This window comes from Terrimonas rubra, from assembly GCF_042686025.1.
Lineage (GTDB): Bacteria > Bacteroidota > Bacteroidia > Chitinophagales > Chitinophagaceae > Terrimonas > Terrimonas rubra.
Genome location: NZ_JBHUOZ010000001.1, coordinates 1826624 through 1847961, shown reverse-complemented (window position 1 = coordinate 1847961; position 21338 = coordinate 1826624). Strand labels below are relative to the sequence as shown.

At 42.4% G+C, this 21338-nt stretch carries 19 protein-coding genes; 6 read left to right on the top strand and 13 right to left on the bottom strand.

Annotated elements, in window-relative coordinates; all coding sequences use genetic code 11:
• Positions 1 to 11: 11 nt before the first annotated feature.
• The 4 genes from ACFS6H_RS07835 to ACFS6H_RS07820 form a co-directional block, all read right to left on the bottom strand.
• Complete coding sequence (locus ACFS6H_RS07835) at positions 12 to 740, bottom strand: glycosyltransferase (protein ID WP_386096967.1); 729 nt, start codon at positions 738 to 740, stop codon at positions 12 to 14.
• A gap of 4 nt (positions 741 to 744) precedes the next feature.
• A complete protein-coding gene (locus ACFS6H_RS07830) occupies positions 745 to 1347 on the bottom strand; it encodes a DUF4254 domain-containing protein (RefSeq protein ID WP_386096965.1) in 603 nt (200 codons plus the stop codon).
• A 62-nt stretch (positions 1348 to 1409) separates the two neighbouring features.
• The gene (locus ACFS6H_RS07825; protein ID WP_386096963.1) at positions 1410 to 2519 is read right to left on the bottom strand and encodes a glycosyltransferase family 4 protein; all 1110 of its coding nucleotides are present in this window, start codon (positions 2517 to 2519) and stop codon (positions 1410 to 1412) included.
• Positions 2520 to 2570: 51 nt separating this feature from the next.
• Positions 2571 to 3491: a glycosyltransferase family 2 protein gene (locus ACFS6H_RS07820; protein WP_386096961.1), complete on the bottom strand. Its 921-nt coding sequence runs from the start codon at positions 3489 to 3491 to the stop codon at positions 2571 to 2573.
• 178 nt (positions 3492 to 3669) lie between these two features.
• On the opposite strand from ACFS6H_RS07820, the gene ACFS6H_RS07815 reads away from it, so the two are divergent.
• A complete protein-coding gene (locus ACFS6H_RS07815) occupies positions 3670 to 4680 on the top strand; it encodes a hypothetical protein (RefSeq protein WP_386096959.1) in 1011 nt (336 codons plus the stop codon).
• 64 nt (positions 4681 to 4744) lie between these two features.
• Here ACFS6H_RS07815 and ACFS6H_RS07810 read toward each other — a convergent pair whose 3' ends face one another.
• The 3 genes from ACFS6H_RS07810 to ACFS6H_RS07800 all read right to left on the bottom strand — a co-directional run bounded on the left by ACFS6H_RS07810 (position 4745) and on the right by ACFS6H_RS07800 (position 8409).
• Positions 4745 to 5974 (bottom strand): MFS transporter, encoded by a 1230-nt coding sequence (locus ACFS6H_RS07810; RefSeq protein WP_386096957.1) that lies wholly within the window; start codon positions 5972 to 5974, stop codon positions 4745 to 4747.
• Positions 5975 to 6108: 134 nt separating this feature from the next.
• Positions 6109 to 6798 (bottom strand): DedA family protein, encoded by a 690-nt coding sequence (locus tag ACFS6H_RS07805; protein ID WP_386096955.1) that lies wholly within the window; start codon positions 6796 to 6798, stop codon positions 6109 to 6111.
• Between the two features lie 117 nt (positions 6799 to 6915).
• Positions 6916 to 8409 carry a dicarboxylate/amino acid:cation symporter gene (locus tag ACFS6H_RS07800; protein ID WP_386096953.1) on the bottom strand — a complete coding sequence of 498 codons (1494 nt, stop codon included), beginning with the start codon at positions 8407 to 8409 and terminating at the stop codon, positions 6916 to 6918.
• A 183-nt stretch (positions 8410 to 8592) separates the two neighbouring features.
• Here ACFS6H_RS07800 and ACFS6H_RS07795 point away from each other — a divergent pair, with 183 nt between their 5' ends.
• The 5 genes from ACFS6H_RS07795 to ACFS6H_RS07775 all read left to right on the top strand — a co-directional run bounded on the left by ACFS6H_RS07795 (position 8593) and on the right by ACFS6H_RS07775 (position 15246).
• Positions 8593 to 10224 carry an amino acid permease gene (locus ACFS6H_RS07795; protein ID WP_386096951.1) on the top strand — a complete coding sequence of 544 codons (1632 nt, stop codon included), beginning with the start codon at positions 8593 to 8595 and terminating at the stop codon, positions 10222 to 10224.
• Positions 10225 to 10360: 136 nt separating this feature from the next.
• A complete protein-coding gene (locus tag ACFS6H_RS07790) occupies positions 10361 to 12460 on the top strand; it encodes a glycoside hydrolase family 97 protein (protein ID WP_386096949.1) in 2100 nt (699 codons plus the stop codon).
• A gap of 61 nt (positions 12461 to 12521) precedes the next feature.
• Positions 12522 to 12842, top strand: a complete 321-nt coding sequence (locus tag ACFS6H_RS07785; protein WP_386096947.1) for a YbjQ family protein — start codon at positions 12522 to 12524, stop codon at positions 12840 to 12842.
• 196 nt (positions 12843 to 13038) lie between these two features.
• On the top strand, positions 13039 to 13761 hold the full coding sequence (locus ACFS6H_RS07780; protein WP_386096945.1) for a YebC/PmpR family DNA-binding transcriptional regulator: 723 nt from the start codon (positions 13039 to 13041) through the stop codon (positions 13759 to 13761).
• Positions 13762 to 13986: 225 nt separating this feature from the next.
• Positions 13987 to 15246: a carboxypeptidase-like regulatory domain-containing protein gene (locus ACFS6H_RS07775; RefSeq protein WP_386096943.1), complete on the top strand. Its 1260-nt coding sequence runs from the start codon at positions 13987 to 13989 to the stop codon at positions 15244 to 15246.
• A 73-nt stretch (positions 15247 to 15319) separates the two neighbouring features.
• On the opposite strand, the gene ACFS6H_RS07770 is transcribed toward ACFS6H_RS07775, so the two are convergent.
• The 6 genes from ACFS6H_RS07770 to ACFS6H_RS07745 all read right to left on the bottom strand — a co-directional run bounded on the left by ACFS6H_RS07770 (position 15320) and on the right by ACFS6H_RS07745 (position 21328).
• The gene (locus ACFS6H_RS07770) at positions 15320 to 16684 is read right to left on the bottom strand and encodes a methyltransferase RsmF C-terminal domain-like protein (RefSeq protein WP_386096941.1); all 1365 of its coding nucleotides are present in this window, start codon (positions 16682 to 16684) and stop codon (positions 15320 to 15322) included.
• The gene (locus tag ACFS6H_RS07765) at positions 16644 to 17138 is read right to left on the bottom strand and encodes a hypothetical protein (protein ID WP_386096939.1); all 495 of its coding nucleotides are present in this window, start codon (positions 17136 to 17138) and stop codon (positions 16644 to 16646) included. The genes ACFS6H_RS07770 and ACFS6H_RS07765 overlap by 41 nt, the downstream gene beginning before the upstream one ends.
• Positions 17139 to 17154: 16 nt before the next feature.
• Positions 17155 to 18675 (bottom strand): NAD(P)(+) transhydrogenase (Re/Si-specific) subunit beta, encoded by a 1521-nt coding sequence (locus tag ACFS6H_RS07760; protein ID WP_386097241.1) that lies wholly within the window; start codon positions 18673 to 18675, stop codon positions 17155 to 17157.
• 50 nt (positions 18676 to 18725) lie between these two features.
• Positions 18726 to 19064, bottom strand: a complete 339-nt coding sequence (locus tag ACFS6H_RS07755; protein WP_386096937.1) for an NAD(P) transhydrogenase subunit alpha — start codon at positions 19062 to 19064, stop codon at positions 18726 to 18728.
• Between the two features lie 214 nt (positions 19065 to 19278).
• A complete protein-coding gene (locus ACFS6H_RS07750) occupies positions 19279 to 20400 on the bottom strand; it encodes a Re/Si-specific NAD(P)(+) transhydrogenase subunit alpha (protein WP_386096935.1) in 1122 nt (373 codons plus the stop codon).
• 130 nt (positions 20401 to 20530) lie between these two features.
• Positions 20531 to 21328, bottom strand: a complete 798-nt coding sequence (locus ACFS6H_RS07745; RefSeq protein ID WP_386096933.1) for an O-methyltransferase — start codon at positions 21326 to 21328, stop codon at positions 20531 to 20533.
• Positions 21329 to 21338: the final 10 nt, after the last annotated feature.

Sequence of the window (21338 nt, the reverse complement as noted above, 5' to 3'; positions counted from 1 at the left end):
ATAGTACATGCTTAATACCAATATTTCTTGATCCACTTGGCCGGGCGAAGAAAACGATACCATTTTCCCCAGCCACCTTTAATGGCTTTATGCGGGTTAAATTCTCCATGGAAGATAATGATCTTAGCCCCTTCCGGTATGGATGGTATTTTCCAGAAAGCTAAGGGGAAACGGGAAGCACAGTCATACTTATAACTGGGACACCAGGGAGTAGGCCAGTACTTTAAAATACCTTTTTCATTAACCGCCCAGGATAAATACTCCTGTTCATTCCGGTGTTGCTGCCTTACACTATCAAAGTTGGCAATGAAATAATCATATACATAGGAATGCTGTCCTATTTCGAAACGGTATACTGAAGAGTTGCCGGTTATGCGCCATTGTTTGTTATAATCTTTGATGATCATAAACGGGTTATCATCTTCAAAGAAAGAATCAATATTATCTACGATCACAATATCCAGGTCAAGGAAAAGTGCTGTACCATGCAGGCCATACAGGTCTTTTTTAAAAGTGGTCAGCTTCTTCCACATCCGCTCCGGTATATTGGTGGGTAATTCCATTTCAGGAATGGGAAAACATTTTACATCTGCATCAATACCCTCGGTATTATCCGTAAAACAAACCATCGTAAACGGCAGGGTCAGGTTGCGTTTTACCATGGAGTATAAGGTGTTCACATATTCGGGGCCATAGAGTGTACCCCATTTCATACAAAAAATATGAATATCTTTTTTCATGTAATTATTTGTTATTGTATAAAACGGGATTCAGGCTTTCGTCGTTGTACATCTTCATTTGTTTGTACACTTTCATGTACTTATTGCCGTTTGTAAAATCGGCCAGTAATTGGATGATGGCCGTTGACAGATCTTCCCGCTGGGTAAGCAATACCTGTAATTTTTTGCTGCAGTTAAGCCTGTGTTCCTCGGATGCTTCCGCTCTATCGGCTTCGATCTGCATATGATAGATTTTCAGTTCCAGGATAGAGAGTCGGTCAATAGCCCAGGCCGGACTTTCGGTATTAAAAGTGGCATTCTCTTTCGGCGTTACTGATGCATATTGTTGCAGGAACCAGCTGTCAATATATTCCACCAGGTCGGTACGCTGTTGGTTAGATGCATCAATACGGCGCTTTAATGCCAGGGCTTCCACCGGGTCAATGGCCGGGCTACGGATAATATCCTCCAGGTGCCATTGCACCGTATCTACCCAGTTTTTCAGGTATAATAAATGTTCAATCGTTTCTTTTGCGTAGGGATTGTTGATGGGGGTATCCACATCATCCGTTATATGATAATCGGCAATACTCTGCTGGAATATTTGAATGCTTTGGGCAATATTCATACTATAAGCTATTAAACCGCAAATTTAAGCAAGTGTTGCCTGTAAATACGCCCGAAATACAGTTAGTTTTTATTACCGGTCACTTCAGCATATATCCCCGCCATTTTACGGGCACAGGTAATGGAGTCAAACTCCTCGTGCAGTCTTTTATAGGCATTTTCAACAAGTTGTTGTTTTAGCGCTCCATCCGCCTGCAAGGCAATAATATTACCGGCCAGCGAAACATGGTCTTTAATGGGCGATAAAAGGCCATTTTCTTCATGCGTAATGGCCTCGGGTATACCGCCACCGCTGGTTGACACTACCGGCACGCGGGCATTAAAAGCCTCCATGATCACCAGGGGTAAGCCCTCTCTTTGTGAGGTCATCAGGAAAATATCAAACTGGGGTAAATAAGAGCCGGCATTAGGGGTAAAACCCATCATTTTAACCGAATCCCTTAAATTATATTCATCCACCAGCGCTTCATATTCAGGGGTGTACGGCGAAGGGCTGCCGATCTGGACAAAGAAAAGATCTTTTCGGTGCAGTTCGTTGACCAGATGATTAGCCGTTTTTACAAAAACACCGATATCCTTGGCCAGGTAATGATTGGCAATATTACCGACAATGGTTATGCCTGCCGGCAGGTTAAAAGTTTCTCTTAAGGATGGAACCGGGGGAAATTTTTTATCCAGGCGTATACCATCATAAACCGTTACCAGTTTATGCCGGTTCCTTGGTTTAATGGTATTTTTAAAAGATTCCAGTATGGCATTGGATACACATACTATTTTTTTGATGCCTTTATAGTTATATTTTACCGGGCTCAATAAACTGGAACTTTCGCTGATTGATTTTTTAGAAAAGACAGCCGGTACTTTCAGCTTATAAAAAACGTCGGCCAGCATATAGGTCATTACAAAATTACTGGTATGGATATGTATCACATCAATTTCCAGTTGCTGCACCTGTTCTTTTATATATCGGAGAACCTTGGAGGAGTATCGTTTTGATTTATCAACGGCCAGGGTGCTGACACCATGCTTCTCGGCATGAGCTTTAATGGCCGAATGATTGAAACACAGGATAACGCTTTGTATATCCAGGTCAGACAGGTTGGCAATCAGGTCCATCATTTGCTGATCGCCGCCACCCCATTCCATAGCACCTGCCAGATGTAATACTTTCATGTTAATATGCTAAACGGTTTGATGATACTATTCGCTTATGACAAAAATAGCCTATGCCGGGGAAATTTTTTGCTTATGTTTTAATGACTTTGTAAGTCCGTTACCATGAAACAACAGCATGAAAAAAATACTGAAATACTTGGGCTTCACAATAGATTTGAAGAAGAAAACAACACTTAAAAAAACATGAGCCAGCAGGAACTGGAAAACCCCAAAATTCTTTTGCAGCACATAGAGATAAGAGATCAGCAGTTCTTTCTTGATCAACATATTTTTAGGGGTACTGGCTCCGCCTAAGTGAACGATCTTTGTACGGGGTTCCATCACTACCCTATGTCCTTTTTTCTGTAGTCTTTTACAGATGTCCATCTCCTCATAATAAAGAAATATATTATCATCCAAGCCACCCACTTCATCAAAATATTTTTTCCTGAACACCATATAACAGCCATGTGTCATGTCCACATCAATAGGTTCAAAATATTCTTTTGTTCTTGATTTTTTACCGGGATACATTTTTTCATATAACCAGGGACCTAATACCTTGTACCCGAAGGTTATAAAATGATCAAAGGATTTTTCATGTTTATATTCGCAGGTGAGTACCTGGCCACCGCAAACGCCGATATCCGTTTGCGCATTCATTAAAGTAACAAAAGGCGTAAAGGAATCTTCAATAACTAATACATCACTGTTTACAAAAAATAAAAAATTACCATTAGCTCTTAAAGCGCCTGTCATGAAGCCTCCGGCAAAACCCAGGTTTTTCCTGTTCCGGATCATCTTTAATCCGCTAGCAGTTTCAACACTGTTAGTTAAATCAATATAATCTTCAAACTTTGAATTATTATCAACAACTATAATCTCATATGATAAATTAGCGGGAACATATCTATTAATTGACTCAATACATTTTCGGGTAAGTGCTGATGTATTATAGTTTACAACAACAATACTAATATCAACATTCATGTGTCTTGTTTATCCTTAAAAGTAATTTTTTATCGTCAATTTTCAGCAATACACTTAAAGAAATAATAATATATTATTTTATTCACATATTTCATTTAACAGATGAATAACATGAATTCACGAAGTTTCTATTTGTCATAGCAATAGATTTGCTCAAACTTTTAAAACATTAATCATTATGAAACCAGTCATCACCGGTATTTTTACAACACTGCTGCTTTTAACATTTGTCTCATGCAAAAAAAGTAATTTAGAACAACAAACAAACCTGGATAACGAAATAAAAGTTGAAAACAACCGTTTAGTTTTTAGTTCCCAGGAAGCCTTTCAAAAAACTGTCGATGCCCTTTTCGATGGTAAACTAGACAAATCTGTTCTCCCTAACAACAAATCTTTTCTCTCCTTAGAAAAGGCTTTTTCAGCAATCAACTGGGAAAATGAAAGTGCTACTGATGCAAGCCTTATAGATTTATATAATGCCGGCTTACCTCTAGCTCATCAGCAATTACTCAATGCTAAAGGTGAAGTAAAAATAGGAGCCAACATCGTTTGGTATAATAAAAATCAAAAATATTATATCCCTGCAAGCCAGGAAAATGAAATTGCTCATTTAAAAGCCAACCCTGCTTTAATAGAGAAGAAAGCCCGGTTTGGTAAAACAATTTCCCTTTCTAATGAAGCCGACGAGCAGTTATCGGGTACTTTAACTACTGACCTTCCTATTTCTGGAGCATTGCACTCTCCACATCAAATGGAGTTTTACAAAACTTCGGACTTAAGTAAAAAAAGAAAATATGTTCATGAACTGGCGGTTTTTTATGAGGATTTCGTAGGTGGGCCATATTGGAAAACCTATTTAACATTAAGAATTAAGTTAGAATATAGAGGTGGTGGTAGTTGGAACTCATCACCCGGTGAGGTTAGATTTATGCAATGGAATCTTCAGGGTACCGCATCGGTAAGCAATGGAATATATACTGGTACTTATGAGCTACCTCAATTTGTAAATTATTCCGGTAGTGTTACACAGGCTGGCGACTACTCTGTTCCTTTAGGACGCTACCTGGGATCAGGAACAAAGGTTCCTGGTGCAAAATGGGTTATCAATATATCTGGTAGTATGTATCACCGAATTGTAGGCGATGCTGATGCAAATATTTACTCACATTCCGGTAATCCTTTATGGTAACACGGAGTCATTTCGGTATATAAACAATGGGCGATAATTATACTATCGCCCATTGTTATTCTTATTATTTCTCGACAAAATTCAGATCCTTACCAAAAGTTTCCTTTGTAAGAATGGCCGCCAGGATGCCAATGCTCATTACAACGATACCCGTAATGACCCCTCCATTCACAAAGCCGATACCATCCATGCCCCGCAACCATTGAAATAATGGTAAAATAAAAATAGCCAGCATACCTCTTACCATATTAGGAATAGTGGTGGCTGCTGTTGCCCTTAAGTTAGTGCCAAACTGCTCGGCCCCCATGGTGACAAAGATGGCCCAAAAGCCGGTGCCAAAGCCTAATCCGGCGCATATCCAGTACATTTTTGCGGCAGAGCCATTCCATTGTGTGGTAAAGAATAATACCATGAATAAGGCCGTAATGGCATAAAAAACATATAAGGCATTTTTCCTGCTCTTTAACCACTGGCTCACAAAACCAACCGCTATATCACCTATAGAAATAGCGGCATAGGCAAACATGATGGCCTTACCGGGATCGATGGGTTCGGTGATACCAAACTGTTTACCAAACTCGCTGGAGAAAGTAACCAGTACGCCTATTACAAACCAGGTAGGCAACCCGATGAGTATGCCAAAGAGGTAACGCTTAAACCGGTCCCAGTTGTTAAACAACATGAACAGGTTGCCCCTTTGTACTTCCATTGTTTTTACCTGGTTAAACATACCCGATTCGAAAACCGAGATACGCAATACCAGTAATAACATACCCAGGCCGCCGCCAATAAAATAACAGGTACGCCAGTGAAAATATTCTTTCATTAAAAAAGCCACGACCGCCCCGGTAAGACCAATGCCGGCTACCAGCGAAGTGGCAATTCCTCTTTTTTCTTTTGGGGTCAGTTCTGACACCAACGTAATACCAGCGCCCAGTTCGCCCGCCAGGCCCAGGCCGGCAATAAAACGTATCCATTTGTATTGGTCCACTGTCTCCACAAAACCATTGGCGATATTGGCAAGTGAGTATAATACAATAGAGCCGAACAGTACACTGAGACGTCCGCGTTTATCACCCATTACGCCCCAGATGATGCCGCCCAGTAATAGGCCCCACATCTGCCATTGCAAAATAGACTCACCATCGGTCAATACCTGTTCGGGACTTAGCCCCATATCATTTAAACTGGGAATACGTATAATGCCAAACAAGAGCAGATCATATATATCTACAAAATAGCCCAATGCAGCCACCAATACAGCTACACTGAATATAGAGGAGGAAGATTTCACGGAAGCAATAGTTTTTGGTTTAAGCTTAAAGGTAATACAGGATTTTTAATTAAGATTTAGGATTTATTGAAATCCGCAGGTTATCCTATTTATTCAGCAAAAAATGGTTGCTGTTACAGCAACCATTTCAAATATTATAACTCGCTTATTTCTTTTTTCTTCTTACCCCTGATCAGTTTTAAAATTACCGGTAAAGTGGTTACGATCACTATACCTAATACAATCCATTCCAGGTGTTGGGTAAGGTCAAAATTATGCTGGGTTAAAAAGTATTTATACAGGTAGTGCCCGGCAGCCATCATACTGAATACCCAGGCCACACAACCCACCACATTGTAAAAAGCAAATTTTTTGGTATCCATCTTCACAATGCCCGCCACAATAGGCGCAAATGTGCGCACAAAAGGAATGAACCTGGCAACGATAATGGTAAAGCCACCATTTTTTTCATAAAATGATTTTGCCTGCTGCAGGTAACGTTGTTTAAATAAAAAACTATCCTTCCGGTTATATAATGCGGGTCCGCTTTTTTTGCCAAACCAGTACCCCACAAAATTCCCTATAATACCCGCCAGGGTTACCAGGGTCATGATCATGAGCAGGTTAGTAAAATCACTTTCCGTATCGTACAACCATTTGGCCAGGCTGTTACTGTAAATACCCGATACAAACAACAACGAATCACCAGGGAAGAAGAAGCCGATAAACAAGCCGGTTTCGGCAAACACAATTAATAATAAAATCCACAGTCCGCCATGTTCAATATACCATTGTGGCTGTAACAAATTGGTCCAATGAAATGCGGCATCTAATAATTCAAACATAAAATAAGGTATGAATGAGCCCCTTTACGGGTAATTATTATTTAAACTATTACCTTTTCAACTTTGCTTTACCATAACAAGTTTTTCCGTCCCTGGTTTAACATAAAACGTTAAACCTTAGCCCTCTCCCACTACTGCATCTGCACTTGCTTCGGAGAAGTTCTTAGCTTTTTCATCATCAAACTCTCCTTCCCAGCGGGCAATAACGCAGCTGGCCAGGGTATTACCGATCACATTTACCGAAGTACGGGCCATATCCATTAACTCATCAATACCATATATAGCCATGATGGGCCAGATAGGGAAATTAAAGGAATCGGCCGTGGCAATTAATATTACCAGCGATGCCCTGGGTACTGCCGCCACCCCTTTGCTGGTAAGCATTAAGGATAAACCAATCATCAGCTGGGCGCCAATGGAGAGGTCAATACCCGCAGCCTGGGCCACGAAGATGGATGCCAGTGAAAGATAGAGCGTGGTACCGTCCAGGTTAAATGTATAACCGGTAGGTATAACAAAGGAAACTATTTTACGGGGCACACCAAATTTCTCCATATTCTCCAGGGCCTTGGGTAAGGCCGAGTCGGAGCTGGTGGTGGCAAAAGCTATTGATACCGGCTCCCTGATAGCCTGGATGAATTTTTTAACGGGTACTTTGGCGATCCATAATGCAATAGGAAGCAGTACAAATAATATAAAGGCAAATAAGGCCAGGTATAAAGTAGCCAATAATAAGAACAGGTTCTTTAATATATCAATTCCCAGGTGCCCCACCGTTACGGCGATCGCTGCACCTACGCCAAACGGCGCAAAGTACATGATGATATTGGTGAACTTGAACATGGTTTCCGCCAGGCTTTCGGTAAAGTCCAGCATGGGCTTTTTCTTCTTTTCATTCAGCAGGGCCAGGGCAATACCAAATACCACACTGAATACTACGATGGGTAATACATTACCCTCGTAAATGGACTTGATGATATTTTCCGGGAATATATCTATTATATGGTCCTGCCAGGTTTTACCGGGGGCATCCGGTAATTTATTGATCAGGCCTTCAGGTATATCAGCACCGGCACTATCCAATATATTAATAACCTTTTGCTGGAATATTTTTTCATTGGACTTGGGTAATTCCAGGTGTTCCGGAACGGCAATTCCCTTACCGGCCTGGGTAATATTAATAAATACCAGGCCTATCACCAGGGCCAGGGTGGTTACAACTTCAAAGTATAAAAGTGATTTCCAGCCGATACGTCCTACCTGCTTTAAATTACTATGGCTGGCAATACCCACAACCAGGGTAGAGAAAAGTAAAGGCGCCACAATTGTTTTTACCAGGCGCAGGAATATTTTACTGAGGAACTGGAGATTTTGCGAGAACTCCCTGAAATCCAGGCCTATTTCTATACCCAGGGCCATGGCCACCAATATCCAGGTGGTCAATGATTTTTTAAACCAGGCAAAAACCACCAGGTTGGTAATTAAAAGCCACCTTATAATAAATAAGGGCTGCTCGCCAATAGTTAACCAACCTTCATAATGTACCAGGTGTAGTAAAACGGCAATCGTAAATAATATAAAAGCGGAGAACCCTACATTACGTTTATTCATGTGTAAACAGTTGGTAAAAGCATTGGTTTCAAAACTAAAGGTTTCGGGTCAAAAAATGATTTAAAATATTTAATATCTGAAAAGTTAATGATTAAGTAAATCTTTTTCATGCTGTTTTCCGATAAATCCTTACTTTTCAGGCTGCATTTAAAAAACTGCATATAAAACTACAATTTCCAACTTATGAGTATTTTTATTAAAAAGCCCATTGATTCCTTACTGGCTGAGGCAAATGAAACGGGTGAACACTCACTAAAAAGAACCTTAACCGGCTGGGGTTTGGTTGCGTTAGGTATTGGTGCCATTATTGGTGCAGGCCTGTTTGTACGCACCGCCGCCGCCGCCTCTCAAAATGCCGGTCCTTCGGTAACACTGGCCTTTTTACTGGCTGCTGTGGGTTGTGCGCTGGCGGGTCTGTGTTACGCGGAGCTCTCCTCTTCCATTCCAATCTCGGGTAGTGCTTATACCTATACTTATGCTACCATGGGTGAATTACTGGCCTGGATCATTGGTTGGGACCTTGTACTGGAGTATGCAGTAGGTGCCGCCACGGTAGGTATAGCCTGGAGCGAGTATTTAAATAATTTATTAGTAGAAGTGTTTAACACCAGTCCCGTCCCGTATGAATGGTGTCACTCCCCTTTCCAGCATTTAAACACCATTAATATTGCCAATGCTTCGGAAGCAGCACAGTACAGCGGCTTTTTAAGTGAAGCTTCCATGCAAAACCTGCTGGCCAACAATCGGGTAGCCATTGATAATGATGTGTTGCAAAAATTACCGCAAGCCCTGCAGGAAACGGTATCGGTAAAAAATGGTATTATTAATTTACCGGCACTGGGTATTGTAACCGCCATTAGTTTACTGCTTATAAGAGGTACACAGGAATCTGCTTTTGTGAATAACCTTATTGTGATCATTAAAGTGGCCATCGTAGTACTGATCATTGCATTAGGCTGGAGCCATATCAATCCTGCTTACCACGTACCATATATACCTGAAGCTACCAAGTATGTAGATCACCAGGGTATTACCCACAACTTCGGTGGTATAATGGGTATACTGGGTGCAGCCGGTACGGTGTTCTTTGCATTCATTGGTTTTGATGCGGTAAGTACAGCAGCGCAGGAAACCAAGAATCCTAAAAAAGCTATGCCTTTCGGTATCCTGGGTTCACTGATCGTTTGTACTATTTTATATGTTCTGTTCTCTCACGTACTGACCGGTCTGGCTCCGCTGGAGTTCTTCCGTGACCCGTCAAAAGGTGGTGAAGCATCGGTAGTAGCGGCTATCAGGGAGTCAATGCCGGAATATGGCTGGTTAAGCAAATCGGTAACGGTTGCCATCTTAGCCGGTTTCTCTTCGGTGATCCTGGTAATGTTATTAGGCCAAAGCCGTGTATTCTTCTCCATGAGTAAAGACGGTTTATTACCCAAAGTATTTTCTGAAGTACACCCTAAATACAAAACACCTTATAAAGGAAATATGGTGATCCTGATACTGGTAGCCTTATTTGCCGCTTTTGTACCGGGTGATGTGGTGGGTCATATGACCAGCATCGGTACCCTGTTTGCCTTTATGCTGGTATGTGCCGCGGTAATTATTTTACGTAAGACCGAGCCGAATATGCCACGCCAGTTCAAAACACCATTGGTGCCTTTTGTTCCTATCCTGGGCATTGTTGCCTGCGGTGCCATGATATTTGGTTTAGGCTGGGAAAACTGGGCTCGTTTAGGCGCCTGGTTAGCACTTGGCTTTATCATCTACTTCGGTTACAGTAAGAAAAACAGTAAACTTAATAACCCGGGTAAATAACTATTATTGCCTGTATAAATTAAAGCCGCCTGTTATACGGGCGGCTTTTTTATAACTACAATTTAATATGTACTTAGTACACAATTATAAAAAACCCTACATTTGCTTACTCTCTTTATTATTAAAATACAGCTATATGAAAAATTTGCTTGTACTATTTTGCCTGGTATTGCTGCAGGTTGTTACCCGTGCACAACAGATAAGCTCCCCGGACGGACAATTACAGTTACAATTTAAACTAACGGATAGTGTGCCATATTACCAGTTAAGTTTTAAAAATAAGCTACTGGTAAACAACAGTAAGCTAGGACTTACCCTGAAAGAAGGCGCTTCCCTGCATGGCGGTTTTACCATAAGCGACCAGCAACAAAACACCTTTAATGAGCAATGGCAGCCTGTATTGGGAGAGGTTAAAAGCATTACCAACCATTATAACGAGTTACTGGTTACCTTACAACAGCCCAAAGAAAAAAGGAGCATTCGTATCCGTTTCAGGTTATTCAATGATGGCCTGGGATTTCGTTATGAATTTCCCGAGCAGCAAAACCTGAACTACTTTGTTATTACCGAAGAAGATACCGAGATAAAACTGACCGAAGATTATACGGCCTGGTGGATACCGGGTGATTATGATACGGAGGAATATAATTATACCCGTTCCACCTTATCGGCCATACCCGCCCTGTTTGATAAATCCTATGACGGCAATGCCTCCCAAAAGATTGTTCCGCTATCGGTACAAACCCCGGTACAATTAAAATCGCCGGATGGTAAAGTATATGTAAATATACATGAAGCAGCCCTGATAGGTTACCCCGGTTATTGTTTGAATATTGATGCGAAGAATTATACATTTAAAGCGCATTTAACACCCGACGGGCAAGGTAATAAAGGCTATATACAAACACCTTTTCATACACCCTGGCGTACCATTGTAGTGGCTGATAATGCACCGGCCATGTTAAGCTCTAAGTTAATTTTGAACCTGAATGACCCAACCCCGTATACTTCTACCGACTGGATAAAACCTGTAAAGTATGTAGGCGTTTGGTGGGAGATGATATTTGGCCAGAAAAGCTGGAGTTATACCAACCTGGACAATGTACACTTGGGTAAAACCGATTATACTAAAACCACCCCGAACGGCACCCATGGAGCGAACAACAGTTATGTAAAAAAGTATATTGATTTTGCTGCCAAACATGGCTTTGACGGTGTACTGGTAGAGGGCTGGAATGAAGGCTGGGAAGACTGGTTTGGTAAATCGAAGGAGTATGTATTTGATTTTGTAACACCCTACCCGGATTTTGATTTGAAAGAACTGAATGCCTATGCTCATGCCAAAGGCGTAAAGATCATTATGCACCATGAAACATCCTCGGCAGTAACGAATTACGAAAGACACCTGGATACTGCTTTTAAACTGATGCGGAACTATGGGTATAACGCGGTAAAAACAGGTTATGTAGGGAATATTATTCCCCGCGGCGAACACCATTACAGCCAATGGATGATTGAGCATTACCAGCGGGTAGTGGATAAAGCCGCCCAATATAAAATGATGGTGAACTCGCATGAATCGGTACACCCTACCGGCCTGCACCGTACTTACCCCAACTGGATAGCAGCCGAAGCAGCCCGAGGCACAGAATATGAAGCTTTTGGGGGCAATAACCCCGACCACCAGACCATATTACCCTTTACCCGGTTTATGGGCGGACCAATGGATTATACACCCGGCATTTTCCAGACACAGCTGAGTTATTATAAAAAAGACGATACCCGTTTTGTAAAGACCACCCTGGTTAAACAGCTGGCCTTATACGTGGTGATGTATAGTCCTTTACAGATGGCAGCAGATATTATTGATAATTATGAACGTTTTCCCGATGCCTTCCGGTTTATTAAGGACGTGGCCGTGGATTGGGATGACACCAAAATACTGGCCGCTGAGCCGGGTGATTATATTTTAACATCCCGTAAAGCAAAAGGGAAAGATGACTGGTTTGTGGGTGGCATTACGGACGAGAATGCCAGGACCCTTGACATTCAGTTCAGTTTCCTGGACCCGGGGGCAAAATACGAGGCTATTATTTACGAGGATGCCAAAGATGCCCATTATATTACCAACCCACAGGCCTACCATATTTATAAAAAAACGATCACCTCTAAAACCAAAATTGCCCAAAAACTGGCCCCCAGCGGCGGTGTGGCCATCAGTATCAGGAAATTGTAGCCTAATAACAAACCGGCGGATATGTTTCCTGTTATTATCTTTGCAGGATAAACCTGACTTTATGTTATTAACTACCACCAACAACATTGAAGGACGCACAATAGAAGATTATAAAGGCGTAATATCAGCTGAAGTAATCATCGGTGCTAATTTTTTAAAAGACATCATGGGAGGCCTGCGTGACTTTTTTGGCGGCCGTAGCGGTACTTATGAAAAAGTGCTGGAAGAAGCCCGTCAAAATGCATTGAATGAGCTGAGCCATAAGGCCCAGGCCCTGGGTGCCAATGCCGTAATTGGTATTGATCTTGATTTTGAAACAGTAGGCAGCGGTGGCAGTATGTTAATGGTGGTAGCTTCGGGTACAGCGGTGCGTTATTCGTAAGCACAGGTTTTGTACATTTGCGGCACCGTTTATTGTTATAACTCATTCTACCGGGAGATTATTAATAGCTGATAAGCGGCGGGAACGATGCAGTGTGCGACGCAACGGAAGCTGATAACAGCATTGCTGCTGACCAACAAATAATAAAATAAATAAGCAGCCTTGACCCAGGCGGGTAAAGGTATAATAGTATATTATGGGAAGAATTTTTGAGGTACGTAAGGCCAGTATGTTTGCCCGTTACGACCGTATGGCCAAACAGTTTACACGTATTGGAAAAGAGATTGCAATTGCAGTGAAAGCCGGCGGACCGGACCCATCGAGCAACGCTGCCTTACGCCGTTGTTTTCAGAATGCCAAGAGTGTGAACATGCCCAAAGACCGCGTAGAAGCGGCTATTAAACGGGCACAGGGCAAGGAGATGGAAACGTATGACGAGATATTATACGAAGGTTACGCACCGCATGGGGTAGCCCTGCTGGTAGAAACGGCCACCGATAACCATGTGCGTACAGTAGCCAATGTAAAAAGTCATTTTACAAAAGGTCATGGCGCGATGGGTAACAGCGGCAGTGTGGCATTCCAGTTTAAAAAAATGGGGGTATTTAAATTAAACCCTGAAGGGTTGAATACGGATGACCTGGAACTGGAACTGATTGATTTTGGCCTGGAGGAATTAGGCGAAAGTACCACTGAAGAAGGAAAAGAAGTGATTGTGGTGCGTGTTGGCTTTACCGATTTTGGTAATATGCAAAATGCGCTGGAAGAAAAAAATATTACGCCTATCAGCGCCGAGCTGGAATGGATACCTACTACAACAGTACCGGTAACCGATGCACAGGCCGAGGACGTGAGTAAACTGATTGAAAGACTGGAGCAGGACGAAGACGTGCAGAAAGTGTTTCACAATATGGGCTAAACAAAGTAAATAATGAGAAAGGCGTAAGAACGAAAGGACTTACGCCTTTTTTTATGCCGCTGCACGCTAAGCCATTTACCCCACACTTTAAGCCCTAAAGCTTTCGCCCTACACCCTATACCTTATGCCCTACACCTTAAACCCTATACCCTACACCCCCCTTCTTAACCATAATTAACATTCAATCATTACGAAATCTTCGCAACATATTACTATCTTCGTAAGATGCGACTGATACTTACATCCATTTTATTATTGTGGCTGGCAGGTAATGTTTTATCCCAGCAAACTATCAGGGGAACGGTGGTGAATGGTGTAACCAGGCAACCCATCAGTGGCGTAAGTGTATTTTTAACCAATACCTCCAAGGGCACCACCACCAACTCATCCGGGTATTTTGAAATAACCGATATTAAACCGGGGAAGTATGAGCTGGTGTCCACATCGGTAGGTTTTGAGACAACTGTTTTTTCATTTACCACTGAGCAGCTGCCGCTTAAACTGCGCGTGGAAATGAAGGAAAAGCTGGTGGAGCTGGATAATGTAGTACTGGAGCCATTTGTAGAGGAAAGCTGGGAGAAGTGGGGCAAAACTTTTTTAGGAAGTTTTATCGGCAATAACACCAACGCCAAAGATTGTATTTTAAAAAATCATAAGGATATCCGGTTCCGTTATTATAAACGCAGTAACCGCTTAGAAGCTATTGCCGATAAACCACTGGTTATTGAAAATAAAGTACTGGGTTATAAAATTGAATACCAGCTGGAAGCTTTTGAAATGAAGTTCAGAGAAGGATCGACTACTTATTATGGTTATACTTTGTTTACACAACTGGGAAAGGATGATAAAGATCCTAAAAAACGCTGGGTAAAGAACAGGGAGAAAGCCTATTACGGATCGATGAAACATTTTTTTACAGCCCTGTACAATGATAAGCTGCTGGAAGAAGGGTTTGAAGTACGCCGTATGGTGAAACACCCCAACCTCGAAAAACAAAGGGTGCGTAAACTGGGGCCAGTTGGCATGAGCGGAAATATTTTTGTAAGTACACGCAGCAATACACCGGCTACAAAAGATTCGGCTGTACAGGTAAAACCTGGGGCTGTTTCACCCGATTCAACAGAATATTACAGGCGGGTTTTACGCCAGAATGATTTTATTGAAGAGTATGGCAGGGATTTTATGACACTGGATAGTATTTCCATTGGTAAAGAGGGTCAGTATAAACTGATCTACTTTCCCAACTACCTGTCTATTACCTATAAAAACGGTATGGAAGACCAGGCTTATCTTGATTTTTTTCATGAGAACCGGAAACCATATTACCAGCGTTCCCTTATTTTCATTACAGAAGAAACACCCTTGTTCATTGCTCCGGATGGAAGTTATTTTTATCCCGATAAATTACTGGCTACGGCCTGGTGGGGCTTTAATGAAAAAATAAGCACCATGTTACCGCAGGACTATGAGCCCGGCGAAAAATAAACACCTTAGGCCTTACACCTTATATCTTAAACCTTACACCTCATACCCTACACCTTACACCCTATACCTATAATCACAGGCTATCTTTCAATATCCTTAATTCTTTCGGATAATAGTTATTAATACGGTTCGGAAATACATTCATCCAACCCAGGGCGTGCCCTTTGTATGCAGCCAGTTGCCAGCCTTTGGTTGCCGGTAACTGCTTAATATCTTTACGTTGCAAAAAAGCAATAGCATCGTCATGATCTAAGTCCGCCGACTGTATTTTACCCTGCAAAGCAGGATTCATGGCCAGGGCATGATCGGGAATTAATTTATCCCGCATTAGTTCTCCGAGTTTGGTACCGGAGTAGATCACTTTTAATTTATCCAGTAAAAAGCTGCCCTGCGTTAATAACATACCCGACCAGGCATACACGGTCTGTTCATGTACGATGAACTGTTGTGCCGCAGCTGGTGCCAGCCATTGCTGTATACCTGTTAACTGTGATTTAGCCGGGGATTCCGTTTTTCTTTTTGTTTTAATCGCTACCTCGGCTTCGGGTGTTTGCTTTTGCAAACAGGCGAGGAAAAATCCTTCGCCCTTTACCTGGTCGGGCCAGAAACGATAACCATTTTCACCGGCAACTATGCCCCATTCCGCTTGAAGGGTCAATGGTTTTACCAGGGCATTGTATTCCTCCACCATCCATTGTACAATATCCTCATCTTCTTTTTGCGAAAAGGAACAGGTGGAATAGATGAGTATACCGCCTTCCTTCAGACAGGGCCATATATCAGCCAGGATTCGCTGCTGGCGCTGGCAGCAGAGGTTTACATTATCCTCGCTCCATTCGGCTATCGCTTCTTCATCACGCCTGAAAAGGCCGCTGCCACTGCAGGGTGCATCTACCAGTATCACATCAAAATACCCGGTAAGCGGTTTAAAATGTGCCGGATCATTATTAGTGATCACCACATTATCTGCTCCCCATTTAATGATATTATCTTTTAAAATATTAGCCCGGCTGCGAATTACCTCATTACTCACGAGTAAACTGTGAGGACTGATCAATGATTGTAAATGGGTAGATTTACCACCCGGGGCGGCGCATAGGTCCAATACCTTTAAAGGCTGTGACAGGTCGGTTGTCTGGCGCAAAGCCTGTTCCACAAACATACTGCTGGCCTCCTGTACATAGTAAGTACCTGCATGGAATAAGGGGTCAAATGTAAAGGAAGGGCGTTCAGGCAGGTAGTAACCGTTAGTGGTCCAGGGGACAGGGGGAAGCGTATCAATCGTAAAAGGCAATACGGCATTATCCTTTATTTTATTGGGATTGATGCGGATAGAAGTGATCTGTTCGCCTGATGTGTGTACAGCTTCAAAAGCTTCCCGGTTAAAGCCATTGGCATTAGTTAACGAATTCATCAAGGAGTCCGGGAGCTTCATCATTCTTTCCAGCAGATTTTTTGAGTTGAAAACTTTTAAACAAAGTTAAGGCGAAGAAAAGGTGCCCTAATATTAAGAACGCAAAAATAAAATAAATTAAATTTTTAAACAACCAAAGAGCGGTGGTACGCACATTTTCACTTTCATCATAAACCAATGTACCTAAAAAACCAGCAGACATTGGAATGATAAATAAAGCTATGTTAATTAATAAAACATGTATCCAAACCCAAAGTTTACGATATATTAATCTTCGTATTTTAATATAAACAATGACCTCCGCAAGTAATATTATGCTCCAAATTATTATCCATGGACTAAGGTATGAACCCTTAATTCCCTCTTTACGGAAATACCAAATTGAAATAATATTCACACATACTATTAACAGTAAAGTAATTGCATTAACCCAAGCCCCTATTAAAAAAGGTTTATGTCGTCTTATATTTAATTCCATGAAATTTAAATATAGGTCACAAATTTTTTATCTCTCCTACCAGATCCTGCAATACCTTTTTAGCATCGCCAAATAACATAGAGGTTTTGGGTTGAAAGAACAGGGCATTCTCAATACCGGCATAACCGGGTTTCATACTGCGCTTGTTGACAATTACATTTTTAGCAAGCTCCACATCCAGGATCGGCATACCATAAATAGGAGAAGCCGGATCGGTTTTGGCAGCAGGGTTCACCACATCATTGGCCCCTAATACCAGTACTACATCGGTAGTAGCAAACTCTTCATTGGCCTGTTCCATCTCCAGCAGCTTTTCATAAGGCACATCGGCTTCGGCCAGTAATACATTCATATGCCCGGGCATACGTCCTGCCACCGGGTGAATAGCGTATTTTACTTCTACCCCTTTACTCTCCAGTAATTTTTCCAGCTCATGGCATACATGTTGCGCCTGCGCCACCGCCAGGCCATAACCCGGCACAATAAATACTTTATTGGCATAAGCCATCACCACGGCTGTATCGGTCAATGATATTTCTTTATAAGTACCCTGTTCTTTACCACCCGCGCCACCGGCAGTGGTTTTATTGCCACCAAAGGAACCTATTAATACATTAGCCAGGGAACGGTTCATGGCTTTACACATGAGTATGGTTAACAAGGTACCGGCTGCACCCACCAGTATACCGCCGGTGAGCATTACTTTGTTGTCGTATAAAAAACCACCGCAGGCAGCCGCCACCCCCGTAAAAGAATTGAGGAGAGAAATAACCACCGGCATATCGGCACCACCAATGGGTAGTACAAAAAAGACACCGTAGAAAATTGATAGTATAAAAATACTGTAGAATAAAAATTTGATCTCAGTAAAAAATGACTCATCAGGAAGGTTTTTTTCCAATGCAAAACCTGAAATTTCGATCCCCGTTTGGCTGGCTTTCCATACTAAATAGCTTGCAAGACCTACAATTAATAAAAGCACAATAATATTTAGTACCTGCTGCCCTTTAAAAGAAAAATCCCTGATCTTACCATTTAACTTCCCCCAGGCTACAATACTTCCGGCAAACGAAACTGTCCCGATTATTAATCCAAGTACAATAATAAATAATTGTCCGGCTGGTATTATACTAATAACCAAAGAACCCCTGTTAGCTGGGCCAAACGCAAACCATTCATAATCTACATGACTAGTATGCAGATTTACCAGATGATTGAACTCTACAATAGAGATCAGCATGGCACAGGCCCCACCCATCCCATTGAACAGGCTCACCATCTCGGGCATCGCCGTCATCTTTACTTTTTTGGCTGCTAAAAAACCGATGACCGTACCAATGGCAATACCACCGAATATCCAGCCATAGTTGCCCAGTTTTTCGCCGTTCTCTTCGTACAGGAAAATAGTGCCTAATATGGCCAGTACCATACCGCCTGCGGCTATCAGGTTGCCCCTGCGTGCCGTAGCCGGGTTGGATAACATTTTTAAACCCAGGATAAAAGTAACACTGCCGATCAGGTATATTAAAGTAAGCATCATAAAATTATCAGTGGAGGTTATAGGAACATATCATAACATGTTCCGGCTTAATGGCCGGTTTTATTTCCTTTTGCAGGTTTGTTTTTTCCCTTGAACATCTCCAGCATCCTGTCCGTTACCACAAAGCCCCCCACCACGTTTAATGTTCCCAGTACTACCGCTAAAAAACCAAGTATCAGGGCCAGGTAATTATCATGCTCTGCCTTACCCATTACAATAATAGCCCCGATGATCACTACACCATGTATGGCATTGGCACCACTCATTAATGGTGTATGCAGTACACTGGGCACACGGCCTATTACTTCAATACCCACAAAGATCATGAGTATCACAATGTAAATGATTTGCTGGTGCAGGGTGATCCAGTTTAAAAAATCGCTCATGGTTATTCGTTAATTGTTAAACGTTAATTGTTATTAGGCACTAAACTTTCAGACGAAAGACCTGAGATTTGAGAAGTCAGATGCTTCCTAACTCCCCGTCTTGCTGACAGATTTCCCTTTTCACTATTCCGCTGGCTAATTGCCGCATTGCCTTTTGCTCATTGCCTTTTGCTCATTGCCTTTTGCTCATTGCTTGTACTTTCCGTCTTCCTGACTATGCACCGACTACCCTTTCATGCACCACTGCGCCCTCATGTGTAATACAGGCCCCCTTTACCAGGTCGTCCTCCCAGTTTAAATGCAACTGGTTTTCTTTATCAATGATCAGTTGTAAAAAATTGAGCAGGTTTTTACCATACAGTTTGCTTGCATCAGCCGGCATGGTACTTTGTAACGAAGAGTTACCAATTATACTTACCCCATTGTAATGAACGGTTTGTGCATTTTGCGTAACCGGTGTATTACCGCCAGTAGCTGCTGCCAGGTCAATAACAACAGAACCATTCCGCATGGATTGCAACATGGCCTCAGTAATTAATACAGGCGCTTTTTTACCCGGTATCTGGGCGGTGGTAATAATTATATCGGCCTTGGCCACACTCTCGGCAATACGCTGTTGTTGTTTTTGTTTATACTCCTCCGTTTGTTCCACCGCATAACCACCGGCCTTACTGGCATCGGCAGCGCCTTCTACTTCTACAAACTTAGCCCCCAGGCTCATTACTTCTTCCTTCACTGCCGGGCGGGTATCAAATACTTCTACTACCGCACCCAAACGCCGGGCCGTTGCAATGGCCTGTAAGCCCGCCACACCGGCACCCAGTATCAACACCTTGGCAGGAGCAATACTTCCGGCAGCGGTCATGAACATGGGAAAATAACGGCCGTACGAAGCTGCTGCCGTTAATACCGCTTTATACCCGGCAATATTGGCCTGTGAGCTCAATACGTCCATTGACTGGGCACGGGTAGTACGAGGCAACATATCCAGCGAAAAAACAGTGAGTTGCTGTGCCGCATACTCCTGCATTAAACCCGGATGAAATAAAGGCTGGTACATACCTATACATACTTTTCCCTGCACGGCATATTGGCCCAGTTCCGTAGCAACGGGTGGATGGATAACAGCAATGATTGTTGACTGGGTTATAACATTGGCACGGGTGGTAATGGTAGCGCCGGCTTTTTCATACTCGTCATTGGCACAAAAGGCTTTTGCACCGGCATCCTCTTCTACTAAAACGGTAATTCCTTTTTTGGTAATTGCGGCAACTGTCTCTGCCACCATCGATACCCTTGTTTCAAAATCCGGTTCTTTAAGCAGGCCAATTATCATGCATCAGGTTTAAGTAAGTAACTTATACGGAACGTACCGAAGATAATATATAATTAGTCAATTTGAAAATTTGGTAATATGCCAATGTGAAAAAAGGAGGTGTTGTAAAATATTTGAATACAGGCAACCGCTAAAACCGGATGGCAAAATGTTGTTTTTCTAAAAACTCTTTACGGAATAAAACCACGCCTACAAAAAACAGGTCAATACTGCATCGTACCGCCTCGTGAGCGGTTATTTGCCGCCAGGCCTCTTCCATTTCCAGGCTCCAGTGTATATCGTCAAATACCAATATGGTATCGTTGTGAATACGAGGTAACAGCTGCTCAAAATAATCCAGGGTAGGCTGCAGCCGGTGGTTGCCGTCCAGAAAAGCAAAATCTATGGGCGCGTTTTTGACCAATACATTCTCCAGCGTATTTTCAAAAGGGCCCACCACCTGTTCTGTATTCTGCAGTTGCAGGCGGGTAAAATTGTGTTGTGCAGCAGTAGCAATGGCAGGTGCGCCTTCCAGTGTAATTAACCGGCCCTGCGGGTTACCCAATGCCAGGTAAGCACTCGTAATACCCAGCGAAGTGCCTAATTCCAGTATGGTCTGGGGTTTATAAAACTGTACCATACGGTATAACAATTGTCCAAATTTTTTAGGTTTGGCCGCATGCCGTGCAATGGCACTAATTTTTCGCTGGTTGGAATTAGTGGTAACCGAGCCGGCCCCAAAATCCTGTACTTCAATCACCGTATGATCCTGTAACAGGGCCTGCCTCATGGCTTCTACCCTGGCATAGTCCTTATAAGCTGTGGTATCGTTCAGTACTTTGGTTATAAAACTAAATACAAAAGGCGAATGCATACCATGCCCTTTGCTGTTGTTAGCCTGCCAGTAATACTGTATATATTTTTTTGTAAGCTTTACCGGTGAATACATATCAGGTGTT